The organism is Acinetobacter sp. GW821-FHT01C12, from assembly GCF_059422625.1.
This window is the reverse complement of sequence record NZ_JBWKXD010000011.1, coordinates 61,997-87,167: the sequence shown is the minus strand read 5'-3', so window position 1 is coordinate 87,167 and position 25,171 is coordinate 61,997. Positions and strand designations below refer to the sequence as shown.

The following is a 25,171-nucleotide window of genomic DNA, read 5'->3' as shown; positions in this document are numbered from 1 at the left end:
AAAGAGACAATGATGACTGGTGAAGAAATCCGAACTTTAGCATTTAAGATTGCATCACATTTACCTAAATCCGAACTTGACTATCCCTTTGGTGAGGATGTTCCTGTTTTTAAAGTGATGGGAAAAATGTTTATGTTAGGCTCTGAACTGCATGGCAAAAAACTGATTAATTTAAAAATTGAACCTGATCATGGCGAAATGTTGAGAGATCTCTACCCCTCGATTCAGGTGGGCTACCATATGAATAAACGTCATTGGATTTCAATTTATGAGGGCGAGCAAATCAGTGCTGATCTGATTCAAGACTTAGTTGAAGGCTCTTATGAGCTTGTGAGCAAGAGCCTGACCAAAGCCCAAAAGCAGGTATTGGCGGTTTATCAACACATTAAATAATTAGCGGGCTTTGGATCGCACATTAGATCAACAGACCTAAGCTCTATCTATACACGATTCAGTCAAAATCAGAATATATCAATAAACATAAAGTTATATGTTTATTTTTCAAACATAACTTTTTACATTTATAAACATTTACCCACAATATCTGTGGATAAACCTGTGTTTATCCACAACGATGAACTTAAAATGTCGAAAACTTAATCTTCTGGATATTCAAAACGGTAGCCTACGCCATAAACAGCTTGTACCCATTCATGACGATTTCCGGTTTCCGCTGCTTCAGATATTTTACGACGTAAGTTCTTGATATGACTATCAATAACACGGTCAGCAACATCAAAACTATCTGGGTTAATATGGTCTAAAAGTTGCGCTCTAGAATAGACTTGTCCCAAATGTTCGAGGAAAAGCTCTAAAAGACGGAATTCAGTTGGCGTTAAATTCAACGATTTTTGTTGATACCAGATACGTTGTTGTGCTTTATCAATACGAAATAAGTCATTGGCTTCAGGTTCAGCTTTACGTTCTAAACGGCGTAATACCGCTTGTACACGTGCCACCAACTCTTTTGGGCTAAAAGGTTTACAGACATAGTCATCTGCTCCCATATTTAACCCCAAGACACGATCGATTTCTTCTGTTCGTGCAGTCACCATGATAATCGGTAAGTCGGTTTGCTCACGTACTTTACGGCAAATGGTCAAACCATCCATACGTGGGACCATCAAATCCAACACCATTAAACTTGGCTTGCGTTGCAGGAAGCTGTCATACGCTTCTTGACCATCATGAAACATACTGACTTCAAAGCCCGCTGCTTCTAGATAATCCCGCACCAATTGCGCAAGTTCAACTTCATCCTCTACCAGCATGATATGCTTCATGTTGTACTATTCCTTTTAAACTTTAGTATGTTTTGAAAATGTCAATTTGCAACGCAAACCGCCTAATGGCGAATGATCAAAAGTAAGCTGACCACCGAGTGTTTGTGCAATTTTACCTGATAAAGCCAAGCCCAATCCTGTACCGCCTGTACTACGTGTACGTGAATTATCCACACGATAGAAACGTTCGCCCAAGTGTGCAATCTGTTCATCGCTCAGACCCAATGGGCTATCATCAACGATCACACTCCAAGAATCTGCATCTTGCTCTGTATGCACTTGGACTTCACCACCTGCCTCAGTATAGCGAATACTATTTCCAAGTAAGTTGACCATAATTTGCTTAAAGCGATCTATATCTAATTGTAACTTCGCTCCCTCACCTGTGGCTGAAATTGTTAAATCAGCTTGTTCAAATTTAGGTTTAAAATTCTCTATTTCTTGTAAGACCACCGACCAAGGATCAATTTCTGCAAAGTAACATTTTAATTGTTGTGCTTCAGCTTGTGCCAAATCGGCTAAATCCTGTGTCAACTTCTTCAAGCTCGTAACCTGACGTAACATCGCTTCAAAATGTTCTGGTGTCGGCTTGCGAATTCCATCCTGCATGGCTTCAATCTGTGCTTGCAATACTGCTAATGGCGTTTTTAACTCATGTGAAGTATCTGCAACCCACTGACGGCGTGATGTTTCATGCTGGTCGAGAATAACGGCCAGTTGATTCAACTCTGTCGACAAGTCTCCCAATTCATCATTACGGTTAATCACCACTTGATGCTGGTAGTTACCTTTGGTTAATTCGCGAGTTGCGTTCAATAAACGTTGAATCGGTGTTTTAAAATAAGTCGCCAATAGCAATGCTGCAACCAAACTTGATAAGAAGGTGAAGATATAAATCAGCACTAAATAACGCTTTTGATTACTAAAGAAGTTAATACTCAGTGCATCATCCTGATCTAAAACTGGTTTTAAACCCAAATAACCGACCACTTCATCATTGACTAAAATCGGACGATAAGACACCTGATCATCTGACGGTTCACCTAAAATAAACTGTTGTTTTGCATCATATAAAGAAAGTCGTGAACTCAGCCCCAAACGGTCAGGCAATGACACAAATATCTTTTTGCCATTCTGCGGATTTACCGTTCGCATCGGATCTCGCGTTGGCGCTTCTTTCGCTGCAGAAGCTGGTGCTTCGTGTCCTGCTGAAAGATGACTTTTATCTTTGCCTATAGGCGGTTTATTTGCTTTACGATCTGAGGGTCTATATAAGTTTTGATTTGAACTAAGCGGAAATTTCAAACCTTCAAAAGGTTGATAAGCTGAGGGTAAATTTTCTTCAAGAATTTTCAGTTCTTCTTTATCCAGCTGAGACTTATGAACTGCACCGTCCGTTTGTCCCAAAGTCGCCACCATCGTATGTTCTTTAAAGTAGCGTTGCTGTAAAGCGATATCATACTGGCGACGTAGCCACCAGCGTGATAATTTATCATAATCATCAGGCGCAGCATCACCTTCAATTTGCAAAATCTGTGCTTGAACCGCGTTACCCCAGTCTTGATAGACTCCATATACATCTGCCAAATTTTCGATCAGATGATCAAGTTTCTGCATTTCAACATCTGCAACATATCTGGCAAAGTTCTTTTGCATAGTCCAATGTAAGACACCTAAGCTCACTGTTGTAATGACTAAAGTTGTCAATAAAACAGTCAGAAATAAGCGTAATGCAATGGGAACTCGACGTATTTTCAAAACTGGTCTCACGTTTTTCTTCTCATTTCAACATTGTACCCAACAGTTGCTCAAAATTCTCTCCATTGTTTCTACATCATTATTATTTAATCTTTACTGTATCAACAGAACATCAAAATATTCATTGGAGTAGTAACAATGAAAGCAATGACAAAAATCGCACTGGTATCAGCAAGTATTTTAACTGCAGGGGCTTTGACGGCCTGTCAATCCAATCCTGGCCCTAAAGACGGTCCAGATGGCCGTCCAATGATGCATGGTGGACATCATAAAATGTCACCAGAACAACGCGAAGAAATGAAACAGAAGCGTGCTCAACATAAAGCGTTACGCCAACAAATGCAAAAAGCCTGTGATGGCAAAGCAATTGGTCAAACGGTTCAGGTGACAGCAGGTCAGCAAAATATTAATGGGACATGTAATATCGTATTCAAGCCTGATCACAAGGCGATGAAAGAGATGAAACAAGATTTCCGTCGTGATGGAGAACAACGTGGCCGTATGATGCATCATGAAGGACCACGTATGAAAGACATGACCGAAGAGCAACGTGCTCAAATTAAGCAAGAATTTGCACAAAAACGAGCGGAACGTAAAGCGCAGTGGGATGCGATTCAAAAATCATGTGCAGGCCAAACTGATGGCAAGGCAATTCAAGTAAAAATGAATGACAAAATCATCGATGGTAAATGTGTTGTTAAATTCCAGCCAGAATTTAAAGCAGGCGAAAACATGCCCATGATGCCATCAAAAGTTTAATCTATCTCGGCTAAATATAAAAAACGACCCAAAAGGGTCGTTTTTTATTTGTCACGATCATTAATTTGAGTTTACTTGGAATTATCCGAAATCAAAGCCACTTGTTGGGCATAATTTAATAACTTAAGTTTAGAAGCCGCTAATTCTTCAGCAGTGGCTTGACGGGTGATATCCCGATGAATGCGCAATACATGCTGACGTAAAGAATGACTTTCTGCAGCATTATAAGATTTACAGAATTCTTTAATCGCAGGATCACGCTGTTCAATCATTCGATCAACCCAACGATCCAATTGCGCCAACTTTTTAATCCCTTGTTTAGGGGTTAAATAAGACAAAATAATGGCTTCATCTTCATTACGCAAAAGCTTTCCAATCCGTTGAAATTGACGGCGACGTGCTTCAAAAGATGTGATCAATTGCACATCAAGCAAAGCTTCAATCAACCGATCTTCAACAGGTAAAGATTCAATTTGTTTCTTCGACAACTCTGCGAGTTGTTCACCTAAAGCAGCCATACGTTGTACAGCTTTTTTCTGTTCGGTTTTACTTGCACGCCCTTCTAAAGACTCAAAATCATCTTCAGTAAAACGTTGCGGACGACGTGCCACGATTATTCTGCCTCGTAAAATTTATCTGCGAACAGTGCTTGAACTTCAGACAAAGCTTTTTCTTCATCTGCACCATCAATCACTAGACGCAAGGTGGTTCCTTTACCCGCTCCGAGCATAAGTAAAGAAAGGATATTCTTGGCATCGACTAACTTGTCACCCTTACCAATTTGAATAGAGCATTTAAATTTAGTCGTGACTTCGATTAGTTTTCCAGATGCACGCGCATGTAATCCTAATTTATTAATTACGTCAACAGTTGTGTCAATCATGACCAGTGCTTCATTTCTCTATGTAATACCTGAATAGTCCATTTCGACTCAAGAGCCTTTTTCAACCTATCCACAATATAAACCGAACGATGTTGCCCCCCCGTACAGCCAATTGACACTGTAATATAGTGACGATGACCTTCCGAAAAAGCAGGCAACCACTTATTTAAAAACTGATAGATGTCTTGATACATCTCATTTGCTTGCTCGCTGGCTTCTAAAAATTTACGTACTGGTTCATCTAAACCCGAATATTTACGTAACTCTAAATCCCAATGTGGATTCGGCAAATGCCTTACATCAAAAACAAAATCTGCATCTAATGGAATACCATGTTTATAACCAAAAGATTGCAAAATTAAAATGAGTTTATCGGACTGTCCCAGTTTGGACAATAAGGTATCTTTTAAATCGTGTACACTTTTATCCGTTGTATCGATATGTACTGTTGCTCGCAGTTGAATTGGGAGCAATAAATTTTTTTCTTCTTGAATACATTCATTCAAACTTTGGAAGCGGTTTGACAAAGGATGTGGACGTCGCGATGCGCTAAAACGTGAAATCAACTCCTGATCACGCGTCGTTAAATAAATAACGTCTACGCTGCCATGTTTTTGTAACTGTTGAAAAACCTGATCAAAACCTTGTAAATCTTCTTTGGCACTTCGAACATCAACACCGAGTGCCAATAATTCTAAATTGTTTTCTCTATCCAGCTTTTCAACGATTTCAGGAAGCAATGCCAAAGGCAAATTATCGATACAGTAATAACCCAAATCTTCAAGCACCTGCAAAGCAGATGATTTACCTGAACCAGACTGTCCTGTTACGATAAGTATGCGCTTCATGGCATGGCGATCCTAAAAGCAAAGTTTATGTCAAATGTTTTACTTGTAAATTGTCAATCAGACGAGTCTTGCCTAATTTCGCTGCAACAAACAATACAACATCTTGGTCGAATTGTTCAACTTTTTGCAACGCTGGGCTACGTGCTTCGACATAATCCACAATCAACCCCGCATCATTTAAACTTTCACGAATTTGCGCCAAGACATCTGCAAGTGTTTTACCTGCATGTAAATCTTGTTCAGCAGTCGTTAAGCTCTTAAAAATAACAGGAGCTGTTTGACGATCTTGTTCAGATAAGTAACCATTACGAGAACTTAAGGCCAAACCATCTTCAGCACGTGCAATTGGCACACCAATCACTTCAATTGGCATATTCAAATCACGAACAACCTGCTTAATCACAGCCAATTGTTGATAATCTTTCTGTCCAAAAAATGCAAAGTTCGGCTGTACAATATTAAACAATTTGGTGACAACAACAGCAACACCATCAAAATGGCCTGGACGTTGTAATCCGCACAAGTCATTGGTAATTTCGCCCACACTAATATTGGTTAAGCGTGGGAATTTACCATACATTTGCTCCACAGAAGGTGCAAAAACAATGTCGCAACCCACTTCAGCAAGTAAATTACTGTCTTGCTCAAGTGTACGAGGATAATTATCAAAATCTTCATTCGGTCCAAATTGGATTGGATTGACGAAAATACTGACCACCACCACATCACATAATTTACGCGCTTCACGAACCAGATTTAAGTGGCCTTGATGCAAATTTCCCATCGTCGGTACAAAACCAATGATTTTACGTGCCGATCGAGCAGGTTGAAGTGATGCTGTTAATCCTTGAATGGTCGTTTCTGTTTTCATGTTTACAGCTCTACTTGGAAAGTATGTTCTTTGGCAGGGAATGATTGCTCTTGTACAGCAACATGATATGCCTTAAATGCATCCACGATTGCAGTTTCCCCTGCTTGTTCTTTCATAAAATTACGTACAAAACGTGCCACTTTACCAAACGTCAAACCAAGCATATCTTGCACCACAAGTACTTGACCATCGGTATCTGCACCAGCACCAATGCCAATCACAGGAACGTGTGGGAACAATTCAGCAATTTCTTTACCCATCTGTGCCGGAACACATTCAAGCAATAATACAGCGGCACCTGCATCAACTACAGCTTTACAGTCCGCAATCAGTTGATCTGCTGATTCACGCGTTTTCGCTTGTAATTTATAACCACCAAAAACATGCACCGATTGTGGTGTTAAACCCAAATGTACACAAACAGGAATACCATTTCGTGTCAAAACTTCTACAGTTTCAGCCAGCCACTCACCGCCCTCAATTTTCACCATTTGAGCGCCCGCTTGCATCACGGTTTTTGAATTGAGCAACGCATCATTAAGCGTGGCATAACTCATAAAGGGTAAATCACACAGGACAAACGCATGTTGATTTGCACGACGTACAGCTGCTGTATGATAGGCCATATCTGCAACAGTTACAGGCAAGGTAGAATCATGCCCTTGGATTGTCATCCCTAAAGAGTCACCAATCAAAATGGTGTCAATCTCAGCAACTTCCATACCTTTTGCCATACTTGCATCATAGCAAGTTAAGCATGAAAATTTACGTCCCTGAGTTTTGAATTGTCTTAAATCACTTAGGCTAATCATGACGATATTCCTCTATCAATGAGAGTTCCTCTGCCCATTCAATCCTTTAATCAGCCCATGACTGATCTGCTAAAACACTAAGGCTTGAATGTTGCACGAAATCTAACTTTTGCAATGATTGTCCATTGACTTGGAGCTCAGGATCGAGATCCAACAATGGAATCACCACAAAATCACGCTCTAAAATACCGATATGCGGTACTGTGAGCCGCTCATTTATAATGTTTTTTTCAGCATAAAGCAAAAGATCTAGATCTAAAGTACGCTCACCCCAACGGCGTAACCGTACTCGACCTGATTCATTTTCAATACGTTGCAACTCATCCAGCAAGGCCAAAGGCGCTAAATCAGTGTGTAATTCTGCAACTGCATTGTGATAATTTGGCTGATCTTGAGGCCCCATCGGCGGGCTTTGATACAACTTTGAAACGGTAACAACACCTAAGTTTCTGAGTTTTTCTACAGCTTCCCGTAAAATTTGCTCAGAATCACCTAAATTACTGCCTAAACCAATATAGGTTTTAATCATGATTGGGTCGGTCCAAAAATCACACTGCTTAAATCACGTTGTACGCGTCTACGCTTGGTGATTGGATGATCCGCTGTGATCTCGCCTTTGTTTACTGCTGTTCGAGTATCATTTCTACTTCTAAAATCTTGAGATGATGTTGAATTTGGCTTAGTCCGCGAACGACGGCTACGAGATTCTTGTTCTTTCACCAATGGTTCAATTTGCGTGGAAGCTGCTGCTTTTACATCTTCAACAGGGGCAACTTCAGCAAGTTTCTTACGACTCTTGGCACGCTGACGATTATAGCTGCCAATTGCACGTTCTTTCTCATCAGTCGACATATCTTGGTAAGCTTCCCACCATGCACCCATGCCATTGGTAGAAGCGTCACCAGACTTCTCTCTCAATAGCAAGAAGTCAAATCCTGCACGGAAACGTGCATGCCCCGAAAGCGCTTCAATCTGTTGTGGTTTCGGGTTGAGCAAACGACTTTGCATTTCCCAAACTTCACGTATAAAAGTTTCGGCAAAACGAGGAATAATGGTTCGTGTCGCTTGGCGTTTTAACACATCCAAACCTGCTTGAGCGCGTGCTTCTGCAGCAACCACACCTTTAGCATGGTAGAAATCACAACGCGCTAAGAAATTATTCCAGAGCAATACCGCATAGAAAAATGCAGGATTAATGGTTTTACCCATTTGAATCCGTTGATCGGTGTTTTTCGCTGCACGCTCTATAAATTGGGTAATCTCAGGGCTAATATCAGCAAATAATTGCTTCCAAATACCAAATTCAATCAACATCGGCATCACACGATGCAAATGTCCCATGGTGAATAATTTTTGCGACTCATCATATAAACGGTGCGGAGAAACATCACGCAGCAATTGCGTCATTTCTTGGGTAAAAACGTCTAATATTTTAGGATCTATACTAAAATTTAATTTCGCAGCAAAACGTAATGTACGCAACATCCGTACTGGATCTTCTTCAAAACGAAGTGCTGGATCACCCAATAGTCTTAAAGTTTTAGTTTTTATATCATCAATAGCATGACAAAAATCGAGCACTTCCCCTTTTCGAGGTTGGTAATACATGGCATTGATGGAAAAATCACGTCGAGCAAAATCTTGCTCTATTGTTCCCCAATTGTTGTCACGTAAAATCATCCCTTGTGCAGAGGTAATGGCTTTTTTCGGTGGGGCACGGAATGTCGCCACCTCAATCAATTCACGACCTGAGTACACATGTGCCAATTCAAAACGTCGCCCAATAATTCGGCAACGACGACCAAATACCTCTTTCACCTGTGAAGGTGTTGCATTGGTCACAGCATCGTAGTCTTTCGGATTTAAGCCAAGCATTAAATCACGTACACCACCACCGACTATATAAGCTTCATAGCCAGCTTTAGTTAAAGAATCAATAACATCTAAAATGGAGGAAGGTAATTGAGCGGTGGATAACCCACACTTTGACGCACGCAAAGTTTGCAAAAGACACTGTCTCCTACGTCAGGACGTAAAAATCATAATTGTGCTAATGATATCGCTTACACAGCTAAAGGGCAATTTGATTCTCGCAAACTTCACTTGAATTTATGGACTATTGATAATTCGTCGATCTACAGGCTGTTAAACCCATCATAAACTCAGCCGTGCTCTATTCTGCTCGAAAAGTTTCTCGCCAATCCCCTTGACCTTTTTTAAGTCATCGATACGTTTAAATCCGCCATTCTGATTACGATAAGCAATAATCGCCTGTGCTTTCTTTGCCCCGACACCCGTGAGCTGTTGTAATTGTTCAGCATTTGCAGAATTTAAACTGACTTTTAAAGCTGAGCTGTTTGAAGACTGGGCAGATGATGGTGGGCCTTTTTGACTACTGTTCGATGGCGATTTTTGGCTATTCGGTCGCGAAAGATAGTATTGATCGTCGACTTTTTTTAATTTTGCATCATGAGCCTGTTGTTCTGCTTTCCAGTTGAGATAAGCTTGATCAAACTGTTGTGCATACAAGCTCAAAGAACAACTCAAAATTACCAATAAAAAAGACGATTTTATTAGTTTTACTACACGATTAAAATAAAAATGCTGATTACTCATTGCTAACCTGTGATTTTAATTGTTGCTTTGCTTGATCCCAAAGGAGATCCATTTCTTTTAAAGACACATCTTCTAATCTTTTATTTTTAAAATTGATTTGATCTTCAATATAAGCAAAGCGAGATTTAAATTTATAAATGGTTCCTAACAGCGCCATCTCACTTGAAATGCCTAGTTTACGCCCTACATTGATTAAAGAAAATAAACAATCACCAAATTCATCTATAATTTCATCAGGTTTTTCCGATTGCAGCGCCTCTTCAAACTCTGCCAATTCTTCTTTGACTTTATCGTAGGCCTGCGCCACATCAGGAAAATCAAAGCCTACTTTTGCGACATTTTTTTGAATGTTTTCTGCCTGAGATAAAGCAGGGCCATGTTTTACCGCATCTAATCGAGATTGAGTTTTGCCCTGTTTTTCTTGTTGTTTAATTTCCTGCCACAACACCGACACTTGTTCAGGCGTTAAATTATCAAATTGTTGTTTTTGGAAAACATGTGGATGGCGTCGGATCAATTTTTGACAAAGTACATCGACAACATCGTTAAAATCAAAAGCCCCCTGCTCACTGTACATCTGTGATTGAAAAACCACTTGCAGCAATAAATCACCTAATTCATTTTTAATTTCATCGATATCACCAGAACGTACTGCTTCTTCCACCTCATACGCTTCTTCAATGGCATAGCGCGTTAAACTTTCAGGTGTCTGTTCACGATCCCAAGGGCATTCTGCACGTAATTGTTTCATGATGGCGAATAGCTGTTGCATTTTATGTCCTTTAAGATCAATAACAAATGACTGCACAACACTTGTTGTTATGCATATTTTATGTTCAACTCTTTGCAATCAAAATAAACTAAAAAAGGATGCTGCAATGAGTCAAAGCATATTCATTAGTGGTGCTGCGCAAGGGATTGGGGCTGCGATTGCACGTCTATTCTACCAACAAGGTTATCAAGTTGGTATTTATGATATCAATGAAGCGCAGGCTCAAATTTTAGCAGATCAATTGGGTGACAATGCCAAAGCGGGCAAATTAGATGTGAGCGATTATGCACAATGGCAAACCGCGCTTAAAGAATTTTCTCAATGGGCAAATGGCCTCAACATTTTAGTCAATAATGCCGGGATTCTTTATTCTGGAGATTTTGAAAAAACCGAAATTAGCGCCCATCATCGTACAATCAATATCAATGTCAATGGCGTTTTAAATGGCTGTCATGCCGCACTTCCCTATCTGAAAGAAGCGAAATTTGCGCGTATCATCAATCTTTCCTCAGCATCAGCCATTTATGGACAAGCAGATTTAGTCTCTTATTCTGCCAGTAAATTTGCCGTACGCGGTATTACAGAAGGATTAGATATCGAATGGCAAAAATATGGCATTCGTGTACTGGATGTGATGCCGCTTTTTGTCCAAACAGCGATGGTGACAGACATGGATGCAGGTGCGATTCAAAATATTGGGGTCAGTCTCACACCCCAAGATGTTGCGGAGCAAGTGTTTGCACAGGTTAAAGCCAAAGGCTCACTTTTCACCGCCACACATCGCCCAGTCGGTTTAAAAACTAAAGTAATGTTTACACTTTCTGCTATTAGCCCTCAATTTATCAATCGCTTGAGCAATTTAATACTCACGAGAAAATCTAAAACCTAAGCTTTAATACTGTGCCCCCAATAGAGACTAACTTTCTATTTACAAATCAAACTCATAACACAATCCATTATATTAGATAATAAAAAACTCGCATTTCGCGAGTTTTTTACTGTTCAAATCATAAAATCTGATCAAGACAATATAGCTTAATTACCTTGAACCAAACGTCGAGCACTGATAATGCCAGGCTGTTGTTCCAATCTCGCCAAGAGGCGAGACAATTGCGCCAAGCCTTTTACTTCAATCAACAATTTCATATTAGCAATACCATCTGCTTCAGAAATCGTATTCACCTGACGGATATTGATCTGATCTGAAAAAATCACTTGGGTCAAATCTTTTAACAAACCACGACGATCATACGCTTCCACCACAATTTGCACACTTTGCCCACGTGTCGGTTGCATTTCCCAATCCGCTTCAACCGCACGATCAGGTTCTAACTTGATCATGCGCATATAATCTGGGCATGCAACCTTGTGAATACTGACACCACGATTCAATGTGATATATCCAGCAATCGATTCACCATGAACAGGCTGACAACATTGTGCAATATGTAATTCAACATTGTCCAAACCATCAATTAAAATTCCATGAGCCGACAAGGTATGACTTGCGCGTGGATTTAATGTTGGTTTTAAAACCAGCTCTGGTTCATCCTGATCTAAGTGCATGTGGCGATTGACTTGATTGATCAAGGCATGCAGGCTAATTTCCCCACTCACCAATGACACCAAGATGTCATCCCCAGTTTTCACATTGAAATGATTACAATAATCACTTAAATCAATACTTTTCGGGTGAATCGCTAAACGTGAAAGTTCTTTATTGAGTAGCTCACGCCCAACTTCCAGATTTTTACTGCGATCCTGTTGTCTAAACCAGTGGCGTAACTTGTCACGTGCACGTGCTGTTTTAATATAACCCAAAGAGTTAACCAACCAATCACGATTGGGTTCACGATCTTTCTTGGTTAAAATCTCAACCTGTTCGCCTGTTTTTAAGGTATAGGTTAACGGCACATAGCGTTGGTTGACCCGTGATGCATAGCACTTATTGCCGACCTCGGTATGCACATGATAAGCAAAATCAAGCACTGTCGATCCGCGTGGTAATTCTTTAATATCCCCATCACGACTAAACACATAGATTTTTTCAAAACCTTCAAAATCTTGAATTTGTTCAAAATCTTCTGTTTCATCTTCATTGGGATGCGCACTGGTTTCGGTACGTTCTTGATAATGCTCAAGCACTGCACGTAAAGAATGCAAACGATGATTAAATGAATAGTCAGTGGTTTTCGAGCCTTCTTTATAATTAAAGTGTGAACACACGCCCAACTCTGCTTCTTCATGCATTTCTTTGGTTCGGATCTGGATTTCCAAAGATTTATTTTCTGCAATCACCGCAGTATGCAAAGAGCGATAACCATTGGCTTTGGGGTTGGTAATATAGTCATCGAACTGATGAGGAATATGACGCCAAATTTGATGCACAATGCCTAAAGCGTGATAACACTCTGCGACAGATTTAACCAAAACCCGTAACGCGCGAATATCATAAAGCTGATCAAAACTTAGATTTTTACTCTTCATTTTGCGGTAGATCGAATAAATATGTTTGACCCGACCTGAAATCTCGGCCTCGATATCATGCCCAGCCAACTCATTCTTGAGTTTATCTACCACAAACTGGATATATTGTTCACGCTCTAGACGCTTTTCATTGAGTAAAGAAGCAATCTCTTTATAACGTTCTGGTGCCAAATAACGGAAAGCAAGATCTTCGAGCTCCCATTTTAATTGGGCAATGCCTAAACGATGTGCCAAAGGCGAATAGATGGTGAGAATTTCTCGTGCAACACGCTCTTGACGTTCTTTTGAAGAATGCGCCAATTCACGTAAAGCAAAGGTCCGTTCCGCCAGTTTAATCAAGACCACACGAACATCTTCTGTCACAGAAATCAACATCTTATAGATGCCTGTCAGATGTTCACGCTGATTATTATTAAAGTGATCTTCTAAACGTTTATTCTTTTCAATCAGTTCAGAAAGTTTACCCATCGCCAAAGTGCCTTTGACAAGGTTGTAAACCTGCTCACCGCATTGTTGCTGTATTTCCTCTAAAGTCGTGAGATCTTCACGCACACTACGATAAAGCACAGCTGCTGCCAGCGTATCTTCATCGACATGTAAATGCGCAAGAATATCGGCCATTCCAATGCCTGTTGCAAAGGTATTGGTTCTGGAATTTACTGTGGTCGCCAATTCTTTTTGTAATACTAATTGCGCGACTTCTTCTAACTGCTTAAGTTCAGCACCGTCTAAAATTCCACGCACTCGATCTAGCCAAGTTGCTAGAGCCTGTTGCGCTTCATCGGCATGTTCTACAGTCGCTTCCTCTGATAGCTCATTGAGCTGATCAGGAAGTTGCTCACGTACTGTGACCATACCCTACTCCTCTAACTCTATATTTCATTATAAATCGTTTATCTCTAATTTCTTTTCAAACAAAGCAATCGATTCTACATGCCCCGTGTGCGTAAACATGTCCATCACGCCAGCTTTAGTGAGCTGATAACCATGTTGTACCAAAATTCCAGCATCTCTGGCCAATGTTGCTGGATTACACGACACATAAACGATTCTTTGCGCACCAAATTTGGGCAAATAATGCATAACTTGTTCTGCACCCGCACGAGGAGGGTCAATCAATAATGCATCAAATCCTTGATTTGCCCAAGAATAATGCGAAAAGTCTTTTGTTAAATCTTGTGAATAGAATTTAACATTGCTTATGCGATTGTTCAGTGCATTTTCTGTACCACGCTTCACCATCGCTTCGCTACCTTCAACAGCAATGACTTTTCCTGTAGCACCCACACGTTGAGCGAGCGGCAGAGAAAAATTCCCCAATCCACAAAATAAATCCAAAACAGTTTCACCTGCTTTCAACTCAAGCAAATCACATGCCAGATTAACCATCTGCGGATTTACAGTGGGATTCACTTGGGTAAAATCTGTTGGATTAAACGCAAACTCAATATCAAAATCTTTTAAACGGTAATGCAAATGCATGTCTGCCTGAGCATCATCTAGACGTTGTACACTTTCCACACCCGCAGGTTGCAAATACAACTGCCACTGTTTCTGTAACGCATATTGTTGCAATAGGTTGACATCATAGGCTTTTAATTTTTCAGTATGGCGAACCAATAATGAAATTTCGCTATCGCCTTTGGCTAATTCTATATGACCAATGCTGCTTTTGCCTTTTAGACTTTCGAGTAATGCCTTGATTTCAGGTAAGGCCTGATCTAATTCAATATCTAAAATTTTACAGGTTTCAATTGCAGTTAAGTGATTGCTCTGCGCTTCACGGAAACCCATCAATAATTTATTTTGTTTAGCTAAATAACGCACCCCTATTCGGGCTTTATGCCGATAGTCGGTACGCGTTGAACGCAATGGCGCTAACCACTGTTCAGGTACTAAACCCGCAAAGTGGCTAAGATGTGATTTTAAAACATCTTGTTTTAAGCGAATTTGCTCATCTGGATGAATATGTTGCATATTGCATCCACCGCAAGTACCAAAATGTGGGCAGATCGGTTGAATACGATGTGGATTTGGCTCACTGAGTAATTCAATACTGTCTGCTTCTTCAAGTTTGGATACTTGACGCGTCACTTGAGCTTTTACAGTTTCACCAGGCAGTGCATAGCGAATAAAAACTTTTTTACCCTGCTTTTCACTTGGATGATTGAGTTCTGTACCATAATGCGCAATCCCTCGCCCTTCGTGTGACAATCTTTCAACTTTAAAAATATATTGTGGAAGCTGAGATGGTCGAGGTTTGGCTCTATGTTTCAAAGGGATACCTAATCGGGTGTGGAGGAAAAATCTGCTTGAGTAAATTCAGTTCGCTGTGAGGTTTCACGCCAAACATTTAAAAACTCATGTTGTTGAGCTTGTCCTTGCAAATAATGAATCGAGGCTTGAATCCATAAACGATGATCTTGCAAAGAAATCTGACCTTTAAGCAAAGCCCATCTTAAGAAAATCAACCATGTATTTAAAACATCACCTTCGCAATAGCTGGTGAGTTTCAACCATTGCTGTGTATTCACATATTCGGGAACAAAATAACCTGAAATACCACGTTTACCGGGATAACCCAATAAATGCGCAACATCATCCAATTTCTGAAAATGACGTCCATTAAACATCGCCATGACATCCATTAAGTCGACATGACGGTTGTGATATCTGTTCTGATAGTTATTATACCTTTTTTGTGTGTCAATCTCACCTTGATCGAACAAACTTGGTGCAGATAGTCCATGATACATGGCACGGAATAAAATCACAGGCAAATCAAACTGTGAACCATTCCAGCTCACGAGTGTTGGATGTCTTTTATCAAAGATAGATAAAAATTTTTGTAAAATTTCAGTTTCAGTATAGTGCTCTCGACTAAATGAAAACAGTTTCATCACACCATTTTCATCAATCCACAATCCCGAAATACAAACAATTTCATGTAAAGCCAAGCGCTGAAAATCCATCCCCGATTCTTGACGGCGTAGTTTTGCCAACGCCTGTTCTAAATCGTCCTGTGGTAAATCCAAGCCATATAAATGCGCCCCTGACTTAAGGTCGGTCATGGTTTCGATATCAAAAACTAAAACTGGAAGACGCATAAAAGCTTTACTCAATACTCAAGTTTGCCATCATGAAGCAACTTATGACTTCGAAGCAACTATTCTTGATCCTCAACAGAGAACAAACCTGTAGAAAGATAACGATCACCTCTGTCACAGACAATACATACAATCACTGCGTCTGGATTTTCTTCAGCAATTTTAACCGACGCCCATACAGCACCACCTGAAGAGGTCCCAGCACTAATGCCTTCTTGACGTGCTAAACGGCGTGCGGTTTTTTCCGCTTCAATTTGCGGAATATCCATGATCTGATCGACACGGCTTGGATCAAAAATAGTCGGTAAGTATTCTTGTGGCCAACGACGAATACCTGCAATATTTGAACCTTCTGAAGGTTGTAATCCAATAATTTGAATATCTGGATTTTGTTCTTTTAAATATTTAGAGATCCCCATGATCGTACCCGTTGTGCCCATGGAGCTCACGAAATGGGTGATTTTTCCTGCGGTTTGTTGCCAAATTTCAGGACCTGTGGTCAGGTAGTGTGCTTCTACATTGTCTGGGTTGCCAAACTGATTTAATACTAAACCTTGGCCTTCACTTTGCATTTGCAAAGCCATATCACGCGCAACTTCCATATTGGTTGCTTCGATCAATTCAGCGCCATAAGCACGCATCGCATCTTTACGTTCTTGGCTAGAGTTCCCCGGCATGATCAATTTCATTTTATAACCACGCATTGCGGCGACCATTGCCAACGCAATCCCAGTATTTCCACTCGTCGCCTCGATCAACGTATCACCCGGCTTAATTTGACCACGCTGTTCAGCTTTCATGATCATGTTATATGCAGGACGATCTTTGACAGAACCAGCAGGATTATTGCCTTCTAGCTTTGCCAATACTGTTGCTTGAGTATGACTTGCCAAACGTTGTAAACGCACCAGAGGAGTTTTTCCTACATAGTGATCTAACAAAAATTCGTCGGCTAAGAAATCAGGTTGTGTGTGACTCATCGGTTGCACCTATATCGAGGTGGGCATATTGTATGAAAAAAAGGAACATACTGCACATCTTTCCGCTTCATTTTGCTTGGAATGATCAAACTAAATTCATATATATCAACACACCCAAGTAGGAGCATGATTTTCTTTATTGAATAAAATTAAATAGATATAAAAAAATAAACTTTACTTAGAATTAGAAATGATAAAGTTATCTATAAAACAGCATAACTCATTTTCAATTCACAAGATTTTTAGTCATATTGTCATGCAGGATGATTAAAGCATGTTAATATCTTTGCCATGGGCAATGAGTTGCTGGAACAATGTCGAATTTCAATAAAAAACTCTTTAAACGCTTAAAACTCAATCACGCTTATGGTCAACTTATTGCGTTAATTTTCGTGCCAATTATGATTTTGGCATGTGTTGGAACAGCACTGGTTCTTTCTGAAACATCAGCTGCGGCCAAGTCTAAACAGCGCTTCCAAGCCATCGCGATATTGAGCCGTTACCAATATACTGCTGAGCAACTCACCGCAGTCATGGAACAGGATCCAATTCAACACGCCAAAGCTGAAAGCATTTTACAAAAAATGTTTAACGAAAAACATTTACTCAGCGCAGCGATTTTAGATGAAAATAACGTCAATCATTTAAGTGTAGGCTACCAAAATCAACGTGCTTGGCCAAAAATTCCAAAATCAGGCACTTTCTTTGGACCAATTCAAAATAAGTACAACAATATTTATGGGATTAAACTAAACCCCACCAAATCTGCTGAAAATATGTGGTTGGTGATTGAACTTGATAATCAACCTTTAGAAATTTCACATTATCGTGTCATGATCGTATTGATTACGACTGCCTTATTAACGCTACTGTTGCTTCTATTGTGTCTAAACTTCTATTCAAGACGCTGGATTGCGCCGATGTACGAAATTCGGATGCAATTGCAACGCTTAAATGCAGATACGCTTGATCAACATATGGTGATCAACAGTACTGGGGAACTTCGCTTATTACAGCGTGATATTGCCAATGTAGTGAAAAGGCTACATTTCAGTTTCCTTGAACTAAAAGAACATACTGAACAAACGGAAGATGATTTACGTCGTACACTAGACACCTTAGAAGTCCAAAACATTACCTATAAACAAGCCCGTGATCAGGCGATTTCATCCAATCAGGCGAAGTCGGTCTTCCTTGCCAATATCAGTCATGAATTACGTACCCCATTAAATAGTATTGATGGCTTTATTCATTTGATGTTGCGCCAAGACAATTTAAGCAATGATCAAAGTTTATATTTACAGACCATCCGTAAGTCTTCTGCACATTTATTAGCATTGATTAATGATGTACTCGATTTCTCGAAAATTGATGCAGGTAAATTAGAACTCGAAACCGCACCTTTTGATCTTGAAGAAGCAATTTTCGATGTGATGGATATGCTCTCGCCATTGGCAGCGCAAAAACATATCGAGATGGCATTCTATTTTGCAGACAATGTGCCTAAACATGTCATTGGTGATGCCTTACGCTTTAAACAGGTGCTGACCAATCTTATTTCCAATGCGATTAAATTCACCCCTGATGGTGAAATTATTGTTCGTGCGCGGATGGAACATGATGATATCGGACAATGTTTACTGCACTTTAGTGTACAAGACAGTGGGATTGGCTTAAGTGGCACCGATCGTAAACGACTATTTGAATCATTCTCTCAAGGTGATGCTTCTGTCACTCGCCAATTTGGTGGTACAGGACTCGGTTTAGCTATTTCCAAGCAACTTGTACATTTGATGCATGGTCAAATTGGCTTTGAAGATAACCAAGAACGCGCACCAACAGAAAAAGGTTCAACCTTCTGGTTTACCGCCATGTTAACGGTAAATGAAGATGAAGAAATTGTTCATCCATCATTTAAAAACTTAAATGTGGTGTCTTTCTTGGCACACCCTGCAACCGCCAATGTATTACGTCATTACTTAGAAGACTATCAAGTCCAGCATACTGAAGCACAATCGATTTTAGATCTGTTTAGCCGCCTAAATAGCTTAGAAAAAAATACTGAAAATACGTGGTTGATCGTTGATCATAGTGGAGATACCGAAGCCTTACTTAAAGAAATTCGTGGTCGTTATCAAGGTCATTTGGCGGTATATGGTTATCAAATGTCACTTGATCCAAATATGTTGACTGAATATAAAGCGCGTCCACTGTATCAACCACTGAGCCGTAGTTCAGTGATTCAACTATTAAGTAATCAGCCTATTTTTGAACAAGAACATCATAAAGACTTTAAAGGGCAAGATTTACACGTTTTAGCAGTAGATGATCATTTACCGAATTTGATCGTACTAGAAGCGCTATTAGGTGAGCTCAATGTAAAAACCACCAAGGCACTCAGTGGTCAAGAAGCCTTAACCATTATTCAGCAAGGGGTTGAACAAGGTGCAAAACCATTTGATCTTATTTTTATGGATATCCAAATGCCAGTCATGTCTGGGATAGATACCACACGGGCGATTCGCTCTTTGGAATCTACCTTAGATGGTATGCGGATGCCGATTATTGCGTTAACAGCTCATGCATTGGCTGATGAGAAGCAAAAACTACTCAAAGTGGGTATGGATGACTATGTAACCAAGCCGATCCAGATTGAACAAATTATTCAAATTCTCACCAATTGGACAAGCGATAAATTTATTCAACATCAGCAACCTATAGAAAACACAGTATATATCGAAGCGCTGGATGCTTATATTCTAGATTGGAAACAAAGCCTTGCTTTAGCAGCCAATAAAGAAGATCTCGCACAAGATTTGTTAAAAATGCTCGTCGACAGCTTCCCAACGGAGCTGGCTGAAATTGAACAACTTATTGAGCTTGAGGACTTCCCGCAATTAGAACATGTCTTACATCGCTTATATGGTGCTACCCGTTATGTCGGCACACCAAAATTACAACGTATTACAGGTGATTTTGAACAATTCATTTCCATGCTACGTAAAGAGCGTCGCAAAGCAGATGAAGCCTTTATCCAAGACGTGATGAAACGCTTTGATGAGCTTCAATTGGCGATTCATGAAGTTGAAACTGCGGCACAACAGATTTTACCCGTTTCATAAATACAGCGCAGTTCTACCCGATTCAGCGCTATAAATGCTTTTCTTATCGTGTTTTAAGCTGTTTTTTAAATCCTCAGGATAAAACCCAAATTGACTCTGGGTTTATCCTGTGTATGGTTTTTATTGTTTCTTTAAAACAGCATGAATTAAAACAATCTTTTTATTGCAATCATCTTATTAAAGATCCAATAAAATGATACAGGTCACTATTGCAATCCTGTTTTGGCTTTACCACCTAATTGGCACATCAACACAGTTTCGGTGACTCTACTGTCATGTAACTATTCAATTCACATGCTATGCTGATGACCAAGGAAAAAATGAGTCAAGATCATGGCACTACTACATATAGAAAAAAACAATGGTATCGCAATAGTTTCATTAAATCGTCCAGATAAACGCAATGCTATGAGTTTTGCTTTACTCCGTGAATTGGTAAGCGCCGCACAACAGATTAAAAAAGACCGCAGTATTCGTGTGGTGATTCTGACGGGTGAAGCCAATGTATTTAGTGCAGGTATTGACCTTGCTGACTTAAATAGCCCTAAAAATACAGCTTTTGCTGCTTGGGAACTGATTAAACCCGGTCAAAGCCTATTCCAAAAAGCATTTTTAATCTGGCAAGAACTACCTGTCCCTGTCATTGCAGCAATTGAAGGCTTCTGTTTTGGTGCTGGGATGCAACTTGCATTGGCTGCAGATATCCGTATTGCACACCCAGAGACTAAAATGTCAATCATGGAAAGCCGTTGGGGGCTTGTGCCTGACATGGGCTTAACCCGTTCAATCAAGGGCGTGATTGGTATTGATTTAGCCAAAGAACTTACCCTCACTGCACGTATTTTTGATGGAAATTATGCCAAAGACATTGGTTTAGTGACGCATGTAGACGACTCACCGTTGGCAAAAGCTCAAGCCATTGCAGAAGAGATGCTGCAACGCTCGCCAGATGCGCTGATGGCTGCTAAACGTGTTTTAGATGCGATGGAACATCAACCTCAGAAATCTTTACGTTTAGAGAAGATTTGGCAGTTAAAATTACTCTTGGGTAAAAATAGTCAAATTGCACGTAAAAAGGATAAAAATCCTGAATTAAAATTTTTACCGCGCCAATATAAATAATCCAAAATTATTATTGAAAGCTTTTTGAGTTATAAAATGAATTTTGATCGTAACAGTAAAATTGCATTTTTAGGGATGGGATTAATGGGTAGCCGTATGGCAACCCGATTAATCCAAGCAGGCTTGCATGTCGCTGTCTGGAACAGAACCGCATCTGCTTGTGACGCCCTTATTGATCTAGGCGCTCACCCATTACAGCTTGAGAATATTGCAGAATATCCGATTATTCTCAGCTGCCTTGCTGATGATAAAGCTGTACAGCTGGTCTATGAGCACATTGAACCCTATTTACAAGCCAAGCAAGTGATTGTGGATTTCTCCAGTTTATCTGTGGATAAAACCAAGCAGCTGGCTGAAAGCGCCACAACAAAACAGGTGATTTGGATTGACTCACCTGTTTCAGGTGGAACAGCAGGCGCTGAAAATGGCACGCTGGTTATTTTTGCTGGGGGCAATGCTGAGGTGATCCAAGCACTAAGCCTCGTTTACAATATCCTGTCACAGCGTGTCACACGTATGGGTGAAACAGGTACTGGACAAGCCACTAAAATCTGTAACCAACTTATCGTTGCTGCCAATAGCACCTTGATCGCGGAAGCTGTTGCGCTTGCCAGTAAATCAGGTGTAGATACAACCCTATTGGCGCCGGCTTTGGCTGGTGGTTTTGCCGACTCAAAACCTTTCCAAATTTTAGCCCCACGCATGGCAACACATACTTTTGAGCCAGTACAATGGAAAGTACAAACGCTTTCTAAAGACTTAAATAATGCTATTCAACTTGCACAACAATTTGATTTAGAAATCCCTGTGGCTCAACGTGCACTTGGGCAATTACAAAGCCATCAAAACAACGGATTTGCTGAGTCGGATTTAGCCACAGTCATTCATCAAGTGGAAAATAAATCGGGTTAAAATACACGGAACTACACATAAATAAGTTGAAAAATAATCTATTGCCTACTACATTGAAGATGAGAGTCCAAATATAGCAAGGAGCGTTCTTATGACTAAACTCGCAGTAAACCTATCTTTGATTTTTACTGAAGTGCCGCTCATTGAACGCTTTGCTTTGGCACATCTTCATGGCTTCCACAATGTAGAAATTCAATTTCCGTATGAATTAAGCATTGAAGAGATTCAAGCGCAACTTGAACAATATGACCTCAGCCTTTGTCTCATCAACGTTCCCACCGGTGACTTGATGCAAGGTGGAAACGGACTTGCTGGTGTGCCTGGTCAAGAACTGGCATTTCATCAAGCCTTAGAACTTGCAATTGAATATGCAGAAGCGCTCAATGTTCCAAACGTCAATATTTTGGCAGGTAAACAACCACAAGATGCCGATTTACTCCCCTGTTTAAACACCTTGGCAAACAATTTAAAACTGGCTTGTCATCTGCTCTCTAATCGTGATATTCAGCCTGTATTTGAAATGATCAATGGTACAGACATGCCACGTTTCTTGGTTCAAAATATTGCACAAGGCCAAGAAATGTTAGAAGCAGTACAGCATCCTGCATTAAAAATGCAATTTGACTGTTACCACATGGCGATGATGGGCGAAGATGTACTGGCAGCCTTACAAGAAAATATTGATTGGATTGGGCATATCCAATTTGCTGACTGCCCAGGACGTCACGAACCAGATACCGCACAAATTGATTATTCTGCAATTTTTTCATGGTTAAAACAAAGCGCCTATACGGGCTTTATTGCAGCAGAATACAAACCACAATCGCATTCAAATCAGTCATTTGCATGGAAAGAAAAATATTTTTCCAACAACCATAGCTATTAAATGGGTGTGTACTTAGGCAAACGGTTGCATTGTATAATTTGTATTTTTTAGACAAAAGCGCTATATTAGAAGATGAGATATTTTCTGGAAAATATACCTTATATGAATTTAGAACCATCGCCCAGCGCTTCTAATTCTCACGAACTTGCAATGAACACTCAAAATCAAGACGTACAGACTTGTTTAAAAGTCGTACAAGAAGCTCTACTTGATGTAAAAGCCAAAGATATTATTCAACTTGATGTCAGCGCTATTAGCAACGTTTCAGATGCAATTGTCATCGCGAGCGGGACATCAACACGCCATGTTAAAGCACTTGCTGACAATGTTGCTGAAGAAGCACGTAAAGCAGGCTTTCGCCCAATTGGTGTTGAAGGTGAACGAGACGCTGAATGGATCCTTATCGATTTAGGATTTGTAGTCGTACATGTGATGCTACCAACAGCACGTAAATTTTATGATCTGGAAAGTTTATGGCGTGCGACACCTGAAAGTGTTGCCTAACGTTTAATACAGAACTTAAATATGAAAAAAGCGACTTTATGTCGCTTTTTTTAGTGCTTGGCTTTTTTCAAAGCTTTTAAGTACTCAATTTTTTAACGACTTAATTGAGTATGCATTACGCAGTTTACAAATCAGTTTAAATACTAAGAATGCAACGCCAAAACTCCACACAAAATTTACCGCAATCCCAATACTTTGATCAATAACACTGGCTTTGTTGGCTAAATTAATTACGGGGTTATCTGTCAAAGAAACAGCCAGTGTGCCCCATGCTCCACAAATACCATGTACCACAACAACTTCACGAATATGCTTAGAATCAATCCAATAGGTCAATAAACGGGGTAAATAGATTGTGAATAATCCAGAAACCAAGCCAATAATCAATGCCGATGACAAATTCACTAAACCACAACTTGCCGTGATCGCCACCAAGCCACCCAAAGCACCTTTAATCATTTCAACCCATGAAATAATTTTATTGTTGAGTACCAAGGAAAAAATCAAGGGTGCAATCATTGCCCCAAAGAGTGCAGCAAAGGCATTGACGACAATCCCCCCTATATCCGCATAGAGTGCTGAGATATAAACTACATTTAGACCTGACCATGCCAGCCAAAGAATAAAGCCAGCCAATGCCAAAGATAAGATTTTATAATCTTCAAAGATTAAGTCTTTTTTTAAGATTTCTTGTCGGTCTTGAGGTTTTAAAGTTAAGTAGCCCGCCAAAACAATCCATGCTGCGGTGGAATGCACCACTGTTGAACCCGCGAAATCAATAAATCCTAACTCTTTTAACCAGCCCTTACCGAATAAGATATTTCCCCAAGTCCAGCTACTAAAGATAGGAAAGATCACACCTGCGATCATTAAACCGGTTATCCAGTTGACGAATAAGGGAACTTTACTTGGAATCACTCGCCCAACCACAGTGGTGATTGTGGTGGCCATTAGGGTATAAAAAAATAATAAATTCCAATGCCAGCCATGCAGCATGCCATTCATATATTTTTCGGAGCTGGCATCTCCTGCAAGAAGAATTTTTGCGCAGAAGAAACCAAAAATAAGCGTTCCTAAAACTGCTGAAACATAATTGACCAATAATGCGGAAATTGACTTATAGGTATTTTCATATCCGCCTTCAACTACAGCAAAACCAGCTTGCATCAGAATGACAAATATTCCACCAAAGAATAAAAGCTCGTAGTTGGTAATGAGATTAAAAGCAGCAAGGTCACTTTCTAAACTTGAAGCAAAACTAAAATTTGGATAAAAAAATATGATGCAAATTAAGCTGATGAAGTATTTAAATCGCACTATATAATTAATCCTAACCTATCGCTTTTTCATCGCTTTAAATTCACAATAATTAGTATTTTCGCTACTTAATTATCATTTAATTTATCAAGTATAGAGAATTTCATGGAGAAATAAACTAATTTTTATGTA

24 protein-coding genes are annotated in these 25,171 nt (G+C 39.9%); 8 read left to right on the top strand and 16 right to left on the bottom strand.

Features of this window, described 5'->3' with window-relative positions; all coding sequences use genetic code 11:
* Positions 1-12: 12 nt before the first annotated feature.
* The gene (locus AC07WY_RS18600; protein ID WP_494736900.1) at positions 13-393 is read left to right on the top strand and encodes an MmcQ/YjbR family DNA-binding protein; all 381 of its coding nucleotides are present in this window, start codon (positions 13-15) and stop codon (positions 391-393) included.
* 203 nt (positions 394-596) lie between these two features.
* Here the strand turns inward: AC07WY_RS18600 and AC07WY_RS18595 are convergent, their stop codons facing one another.
* On the bottom strand, positions 597-1,283 hold the full coding sequence (locus AC07WY_RS18595) for a response regulator (RefSeq protein ID WP_004725942.1): 687 nt from the start codon (positions 1,281-1,283) through the stop codon (positions 597-599).
* A 15-nt stretch (positions 1,284-1,298) separates the two neighbouring features.
* Entirely contained in the window at positions 1,299-3,041 is a 1,743-nt protein-coding gene (gene baeS, locus AC07WY_RS18590; RefSeq protein ID WP_419335944.1) for a sensor histidine kinase efflux regulator BaeS, read from the bottom strand.
* 138 nt (positions 3,042-3,179) lie between these two features.
* Between baeS and AC07WY_RS18585 the strand changes: the two genes are divergently transcribed.
* A complete protein-coding gene (locus AC07WY_RS18585; RefSeq protein ID WP_419335943.1) occupies positions 3,180-3,800 on the top strand; it encodes a hypothetical protein in 621 nt (206 codons plus the stop codon).
* A 71-nt stretch (positions 3,801-3,871) separates the two neighbouring features.
* On the opposite strand, the gene yjgA is transcribed toward AC07WY_RS18585, so the two are convergent.
* The 9 genes from yjgA to mazG form a co-directional block, all read right to left on the bottom strand.
* On the bottom strand, positions 3,872-4,411 hold the full coding sequence (gene yjgA, locus AC07WY_RS18580) for a ribosome biogenesis factor YjgA (protein ID WP_004725935.1): 540 nt from the start codon (positions 4,409-4,411) through the stop codon (positions 3,872-3,874).
* A 2-nt stretch (positions 4,412-4,413) separates the two neighbouring features.
* Positions 4,414-4,683 carry an HPr family phosphocarrier protein gene (locus tag AC07WY_RS18575; RefSeq protein ID WP_004725933.1) on the bottom strand — a complete coding sequence of 90 codons (270 nt, stop codon included), beginning with the start codon at positions 4,681-4,683 and terminating at the stop codon, positions 4,414-4,416.
* Positions 4,680-5,531: an RNase adapter RapZ gene (gene rapZ / locus AC07WY_RS18570; RefSeq protein ID WP_004725931.1), complete on the bottom strand. Its 852-nt coding sequence runs from the start codon at positions 5,529-5,531 to the stop codon at positions 4,680-4,682. The genes AC07WY_RS18575 and rapZ overlap by 4 nt, the downstream gene beginning before the upstream one ends.
* 25 nt (positions 5,532-5,556) lie before the next feature.
* Positions 5,557-6,402 carry a pantoate--beta-alanine ligase gene (gene panC, locus AC07WY_RS18565; RefSeq protein WP_262087011.1) on the bottom strand — a complete coding sequence of 282 codons (846 nt, stop codon included), beginning with the start codon at positions 6,400-6,402 and terminating at the stop codon, positions 5,557-5,559.
* 2 nt (positions 6,403-6,404) lie between these two features.
* Positions 6,405-7,214: a 3-methyl-2-oxobutanoate hydroxymethyltransferase gene (gene panB / locus AC07WY_RS18560; RefSeq protein ID WP_239044860.1), complete on the bottom strand. Its 810-nt coding sequence runs from the start codon at positions 7,212-7,214 to the stop codon at positions 6,405-6,407.
* Positions 7,215-7,260: 46 nt separating this feature from the next.
* Positions 7,261-7,746, bottom strand: coding sequence for a 2-amino-4-hydroxy-6-hydroxymethyldihydropteridine diphosphokinase (folK, locus tag AC07WY_RS18555; protein ID WP_419335969.1), 486 nt, complete (start codon positions 7,744-7,746; stop codon positions 7,261-7,263).
* Positions 7,740-9,221, bottom strand: coding sequence for a polynucleotide adenylyltransferase PcnB (gene pcnB, locus AC07WY_RS18550; protein ID WP_419335942.1), 1,482 nt, complete (start codon positions 9,219-9,221; stop codon positions 7,740-7,742). The genes folK and pcnB overlap by 7 nt, the downstream gene beginning before the upstream one ends.
* A gap of 147 nt (positions 9,222-9,368) precedes the next feature.
* Positions 9,369-9,830 (bottom strand): ComEA family DNA-binding protein, encoded by a 462-nt coding sequence (locus tag AC07WY_RS18545; RefSeq protein ID WP_419335941.1) that lies wholly within the window; start codon positions 9,828-9,830, stop codon positions 9,369-9,371.
* Complete coding sequence (gene mazG / locus AC07WY_RS18540; RefSeq protein WP_419335940.1) at positions 9,823-10,602, bottom strand: nucleoside triphosphate pyrophosphohydrolase; 780 nt, start codon at positions 10,600-10,602, stop codon at positions 9,823-9,825. Before mazG ends, AC07WY_RS18545 begins: the two co-directional genes overlap by 8 nt.
* A 106-nt stretch (positions 10,603-10,708) precedes the next feature.
* Here mazG and AC07WY_RS18535 point away from each other — a divergent pair, with 106 nt between their 5' ends.
* On the top strand, positions 10,709-11,491 hold the full coding sequence (locus AC07WY_RS18535) for an SDR family oxidoreductase (protein ID WP_151956588.1): 783 nt from the start codon (positions 10,709-10,711) through the stop codon (positions 11,489-11,491).
* 146 nt (positions 11,492-11,637) lie between these two features.
* Here AC07WY_RS18535 and AC07WY_RS18530 read toward each other — a convergent pair whose 3' ends face one another.
* Genes AC07WY_RS18530 through cysM form a run of 4 tightly spaced genes read right to left on the bottom strand, consistent with a single transcriptional unit; the run spans position 11,638 to position 17,176 of the window.
* On the bottom strand, positions 11,638-13,944 hold the full coding sequence (locus AC07WY_RS18530; protein ID WP_004725915.1) for a RelA/SpoT family protein: 2,307 nt from the start codon (positions 13,942-13,944) through the stop codon (positions 11,638-11,640).
* Positions 13,945-13,971: 27 nt separating this feature from the next.
* On the bottom strand, positions 13,972-15,366 hold the full coding sequence (gene rlmD / locus AC07WY_RS18525) for a 23S rRNA (uracil(1939)-C(5))-methyltransferase RlmD (RefSeq protein ID WP_419335939.1): 1,395 nt from the start codon (positions 15,364-15,366) through the stop codon (positions 13,972-13,974).
* A gap of 8 nt (positions 15,367-15,374) precedes the next feature.
* Positions 15,375-16,196 carry a 3'-5' exonuclease gene (locus AC07WY_RS18520; protein WP_419335938.1) on the bottom strand — a complete coding sequence of 274 codons (822 nt, stop codon included), beginning with the start codon at positions 16,194-16,196 and terminating at the stop codon, positions 15,375-15,377.
* A gap of 59 nt (positions 16,197-16,255) precedes the next feature.
* The gene (gene cysM / locus AC07WY_RS18515) at positions 16,256-17,176 is read right to left on the bottom strand and encodes a cysteine synthase CysM (protein WP_209828015.1); all 921 of its coding nucleotides are present in this window, start codon (positions 17,174-17,176) and stop codon (positions 16,256-16,258) included.
* A gap of 314 nt (positions 17,177-17,490) precedes the next feature.
* Here cysM and AC07WY_RS18510 point away from each other — a divergent pair, with 314 nt between their 5' ends.
* The 5 genes from AC07WY_RS18510 (at position 17,491) to rsfS (ending at position 23,722) form a co-directional block, all read left to right on the top strand.
* Complete coding sequence (locus tag AC07WY_RS18510) at positions 17,491-20,298, top strand: GacS-like sensor histidine kinase (protein WP_262087023.1); 2,808 nt, start codon at positions 17,491-17,493, stop codon at positions 20,296-20,298.
* A gap of 333 nt (positions 20,299-20,631) precedes the next feature.
* The gene (locus AC07WY_RS18505; RefSeq protein WP_239044857.1) at positions 20,632-21,420 is read left to right on the top strand and encodes a crotonase/enoyl-CoA hydratase family protein; all 789 of its coding nucleotides are present in this window, start codon (positions 20,632-20,634) and stop codon (positions 21,418-21,420) included.
* Positions 21,421-21,456: 36 nt separating this feature from the next.
* Positions 21,457-22,332, top strand: a complete 876-nt coding sequence (locus AC07WY_RS18500; protein WP_262087025.1) for an NAD(P)-dependent oxidoreductase — start codon at positions 21,457-21,459, stop codon at positions 22,330-22,332.
* 91 nt (positions 22,333-22,423) lie between these two features.
* On the top strand, positions 22,424-23,218 hold the full coding sequence (locus AC07WY_RS18495; RefSeq protein ID WP_034612357.1) for a hydroxypyruvate isomerase family protein: 795 nt from the start codon (positions 22,424-22,426) through the stop codon (positions 23,216-23,218).
* 102 nt (positions 23,219-23,320) lie between these two features.
* Positions 23,321-23,722 carry a ribosome silencing factor gene (gene rsfS / locus AC07WY_RS18490; RefSeq protein WP_016539395.1) on the top strand — a complete coding sequence of 134 codons (402 nt, stop codon included), beginning with the start codon at positions 23,321-23,323 and terminating at the stop codon, positions 23,720-23,722.
* A gap of 84 nt (positions 23,723-23,806) precedes the next feature.
* Here rsfS and AC07WY_RS18485 read toward each other — a convergent pair whose 3' ends face one another.
* Positions 23,807-25,039, bottom strand: coding sequence for an ammonium transporter (locus AC07WY_RS18485; protein ID WP_494736899.1), 1,233 nt, complete (start codon positions 25,037-25,039; stop codon positions 23,807-23,809).
* Between the last annotated feature and the right edge of the window lie 132 nt (positions 25,040-25,171).

Bases quoted from the DNA above. Each gene is read 5' to 3' on its own strand.
- AC07WY_RS18595 (WP_004725942.1), bottom strand. From the start codon at position 1,283: ATGAAGCATATCATGCTGGTAGAGGATGAAGTTGAACTTGCGCAATTG.
- AC07WY_RS18545 (WP_419335941.1), bottom strand. From the start codon at position 9,830: ATGAGTAATCAGCATTTTTATTTTAATCGTGTAGTAAAACTAATAAAA.
- AC07WY_RS18510 (WP_262087023.1), top strand. From the start codon at position 17,491: ATGTCGAATTTCAATAAAAAACTCTTTAAACGCTTAAAACTCAATCAC.
- AC07WY_RS18505 (WP_239044857.1), top strand. From the start codon at position 20,632: ATGGCACTACTACATATAGAAAAAAACAATGGTATCGCAATAGTTTCA.
- rsfS (WP_016539395.1), top strand. From the start codon at position 23,321: ATGAATTTAGAACCATCGCCCAGCGCTTCTAATTCTCACGAACTTGCA.
- rapZ (WP_004725931.1), bottom strand. From the start codon at position 5,531: ATGAAGCGCATACTTATCGTAACAGGACAGTCTGGTTCAGGTAAATCA.
- AC07WY_RS18530 (WP_004725915.1), bottom strand. From the start codon at position 13,944: ATGGTCACAGTACGTGAGCAACTTCCTGATCAGCTCAATGAGCTATCA.
- mazG (WP_419335940.1), bottom strand. From the start codon at position 10,602: ATGCAACAGCTATTCGCCATCATGAAACAATTACGTGCAGAATGCCCT.
- AC07WY_RS18495 (WP_034612357.1), top strand. From the start codon at position 22,424: ATGACTAAACTCGCAGTAAACCTATCTTTGATTTTTACTGAAGTGCCG.
- AC07WY_RS18600 (WP_494736900.1), top strand. From the start codon at position 13: ATGACTGGTGAAGAAATCCGAACTTTAGCATTTAAGATTGCATCACAT.
- AC07WY_RS18500 (WP_262087025.1), top strand. From the start codon at position 21,457: ATGAATTTTGATCGTAACAGTAAAATTGCATTTTTAGGGATGGGATTA.
- cysM (WP_209828015.1), bottom strand. From the start codon at position 17,176: ATGAGTCACACACAACCTGATTTCTTAGCCGACGAATTTTTGTTAGAT.
- panB (WP_239044860.1), bottom strand. From the start codon at position 7,214: ATGATTAGCCTAAGTGATTTAAGACAATTCAAAACTCAGGGACGTAAA.
- AC07WY_RS18575 (WP_004725933.1), bottom strand. From the start codon at position 4,683: ATGATTGACACAACTGTTGACGTAATTAATAAATTAGGATTACATGCG.
- panC (WP_262087011.1), bottom strand. From the start codon at position 6,402: ATGAAAACAGAAACGACCATTCAAGGATTAACAGCATCACTTCAACCT.
- AC07WY_RS18585 (WP_419335943.1), top strand. From the start codon at position 3,180: ATGAAAGCAATGACAAAAATCGCACTGGTATCAGCAAGTATTTTAACT.
- AC07WY_RS18535 (WP_151956588.1), top strand. From the start codon at position 10,709: ATGAGTCAAAGCATATTCATTAGTGGTGCTGCGCAAGGGATTGGGGCT.
- AC07WY_RS18520 (WP_419335938.1), bottom strand. From the start codon at position 16,196: ATGCGTCTTCCAGTTTTAGTTTTTGATATCGAAACCATGACCGACCTT.